The sequence below is a fragment of the Microcoleus sp. B7-D4 genome (assembly GCF_036705125.1).
Taxonomy (GTDB): domain Bacteria; phylum Cyanobacteriota; class Cyanobacteriia; order Cyanobacteriales; family Microcoleaceae; genus Microcoleus.
Genome location: NZ_JAUBTT010000222.1, coordinates 1 through 3,164 on the forward strand (window position 1 = coordinate 1; position 3,164 = coordinate 3,164).

Below are 3,164 nucleotides of genomic sequence, written 5' to 3' on the forward strand. Positions count from 1 at the left end.
AAACGACAAAAGTAGCTAGAAACCTAAACTTGATTTGGGTGACTAAGTAGACGGTATTTGACCACCGTAGCGAGAATCAAACTTTAGTAATAACTAAAGCTATTCTGTCAGCAGAATCTCAGTGGCTTTAGCCCGCTTGAGTGTCAATTAAACTAAGATATTGCACCGGCGGTCAACAACCTGTAGGGGCGGGTTCACCAACAATATCTAACAATTACCAACAATCTGAATAAACCCGCCCCCACCCAACAGTAAATCGCAATCTACCTCTTTTAACATACAAGGGGCTGCTTACTCAATAGCTTTCAAGGATACCAAAAGACTAAAAAACCCGCCCCCACCCCGCGCGAAAGTCCTTGATTGATATTGTTGTAAGATATCAGTTTAAATTCACATCTTGCACCAATATAAGAAACAGGCTTTTCGGCCTGTTCCACTCTTAGTTAAAATCTTTTGTGGGGAGTAGGGGTTGGGCCGAAGAGCCCGCCCGTAAGCCCATCGAAACAGGCAAGATGCCTGTTCCACAAAATATAAATTTTCTTGTGGAACAGGCATCTTGCCTGTTCATAAAAGGCTAATGGAGAATGGTGCAACATCTCAGTATCAATAAACTCCTGTGATATCACTTTTTTCTCAATAAACTCAGCAAGACACTTTTGTCATTATATTATGACTAGCCCTACAGCAACCCTGTTAATTTCCTGTCCCGATCGCAAGGGACTTGTCGCCTTACTTGCCAATTTTATCGCCTCCCACAACGGCAATATCATCCACGCAGATCACCATACAGATTTTACGGCCGGATTATTTCTGAGCAGGCTAGAATGGCAATTAGATGATTTTGACTTAACCACCGAACAAATAACACCGACTTTTAGTGAAATTGCCAAGGACTTACAAGCCAATTGGCAATTGCATTTCTCTCATAAAATTCGACGCATCGCAATCTGGGTAAGCCGTCAAGATCACTGTTTATTAGACTTGATTTGGCGACAGCGAGCGCAAGAAATCCGAGGTGAAATTCCGCTGATAATCAGCAACCATGAAAATTTAAAGCCCATTGCCGCACAATACGGTATCGACTTTGAGTATATTCCCATTACTAAAGACAATAAAGCTCTTCAAGAAGCACAACAGTTAGAACTTCTTAAAAAATATAAGATTGATTTAGTAGTTTTGGCTAAATATATGCAAATTTTGAGTCAAGACTTTATCAGAAAATTTCCCAATGTGATTAATATTCACCATTCATTTTTACCCGCGTTTGTGGGTGCAAATCCCTACGAAAGGGCTTATGAAAGAGGGGTAAAAATTATCGGTGCAACAGCCCACTATGTTACACCCGATTTAGATGCGGGCCCGATTATCGAACAAGATGTTGTGCGCGTGAGTCACCGCGATGAAGTCTCTGATTTGATTCGCAAAGGTAAAGATTTAGAAAGGGTTGTCTTAGCAAGATCCGTGCGATATCATTTACAAAATCGTGTTTTAGTTTATGGCAATCGGACTGTGGTTTTTGCTTGAAAATTAGGCATCATATCAATTCTGGTTTGTTACTCCTTGGATCACTCGGCGAGTTATATCAATTCCGGTTGCACGAGCGAAGTGCAGCGAATCCCAAAGTTTTCTCAACTTGATATTTTTCATGACTTGTGATGGGGTTAAGATTGCCCGTTGCCGTCAAGTTGCGATCGCCCTTGGGTAAATTTTCGCAAAGAGCGGCCCATACGACGAGGTTTCGGAACATTACTTTTGCCTGCGGGCCATCCTTCGCGCTGCTGGGAGCGATCGCCATCGGTTTCTTCGGTTTGGTCATGAAACAAAATTTGTCGCGTGGGATAAGGCAAATCGATGCCGTTTTCCACAAGCTTTTTTTTAATAGCACAAATTACCTTGTCGCGCGATCGCATATCGTCAATGCGGCGCGGCGGAGCAATCCACCACCGAACGCGGATCTTGACGGTACTTTCTGCTAGCTCAAGCACCAGCACATCGGGTGCAGGATCTTTCAACACCTCCTTTATGCTGTACAATGCTTCCAGCATTAACTGCTTGGCGCAATCAATATCGTCGCCGTAACCAATACTAAAATCGTATTCCGTGCGGCGTTTATCGAAAGCGGTATTCACTGTCACCGAATTGGTAAACAATTCGGCATTGGGAATGACAATCCGGCGACCATCATAGGTGAGGATTGTTGTAGCGCGCGTCTCAATATTTTCTACCGTTCCCTCAAAGTTTTTAAACACAATCTGGTCATCGATTCGGAACGGTTCCGTCAACAGAATTAGGATACCGGCTAAGAAGTTTTGCAAGATATCGCGAAAGGCAAAACCAATCGCCACCCCGCTAATTCCTAGCAATTGAATCAAATCCCCAGCTTTAAATGTGGGAATTATAATCGAAAGAGAAATAAATAGACCAACTAGAACGATCGCACTCTGGGCTAACCGTCCTAACACCAGCCCCAAATTTCGAGCTTGGTGGTGGTGGCGGGTAACTCGCCTGACCACTCTCTTAATTTGCCTACCCACAAAGTAAAAAATTGCAAAGACAATTAACGCCAGCACAATATTAGGCAGCATGATCATAAAGCCGTCGATCATGCTCTGAATCTTTTTCCAGACTATGGATATCTCTGCCTTCATGAAGTTTCCTCGCCTATCAGTCGTTGTCGATAGTAGTAGAATCTAGCTCGATTAAGTTCTATCTAAAGACTGTAGGTTGGTAGGACGCGAGGAAGATTTTGTGGCAGTCCTCAAAATTTTGAATGCAGATTATAGGTTGAGATATATAGCAATTCTAAATGAATTGTGTAATTTTTGTAGGGGCAAACCCCCGTGGTTGCCCCGATCCGTATGAATTGTGTAATTTTTGTAGGGGCAAACCCCCCGTGGTTGCCCCGATCCGTGGGGGGTAGGCACGGGGAGTAGGGGTAGCACTACCCCTACTTATTTGTACAACTGATTTAGGATTGCTATATAGCAATCCTAAATGATTCAGATAAATTTGTAGGGGTAGTGCCCCCGTGCCTACCCCCTATCTATAGGGCAACCACGGGGAGTAGGGGTCGGATTGCCCCTACAATAATTAGGGCTTGCTGAATAAGCGCCAAAAGCTGACGGACCTGGATTATTCGAGCGGGCGATCGAGAGAAGTGTGCA

The 3,164-nt window shown here is 43.8% G+C and carries 2 protein-coding genes; one reads left to right on the plus strand and one right to left on the minus strand.

What is annotated here, in order from left to right; genetic code table 11:
- The first annotated feature begins 669 nt into the window (after nt 1-669).
- On the plus strand, nt 670-1,524 hold the full coding sequence (purU, locus tag QUB12_RS36910; protein ID WP_333144691.1) for a formyltetrahydrofolate deformylase: 855 nt from the start codon (nt 670-672) through the stop codon (nt 1,522-1,524).
- 137 nt (nt 1,525-1,661) lie between these two features.
- Here purU and QUB12_RS36915 read toward each other — a convergent pair whose 3' ends face one another.
- Nucleotides 1,662-2,648, minus strand: coding sequence for a mechanosensitive ion channel family protein (locus tag QUB12_RS36915; RefSeq protein WP_333144692.1), 987 nt, complete (start codon nt 2,646-2,648; stop codon nt 1,662-1,664).
- Nucleotides 2,649-3,164 lie beyond the last annotated feature (516 nt).

Coding starts and splice junctions, on each gene's coding strand:
- purU (WP_333144691.1), top strand. CDS start 670: ATGACTAGCCCTACAGCAACCCTGTTAATTTCCTGTCCCGATCGCAAG.
- QUB12_RS36915 (WP_333144692.1), bottom strand. CDS start 2,648: ATGAAGGCAGAGATATCCATAGTCTGGAAAAAGATTCAGAGCATGATC.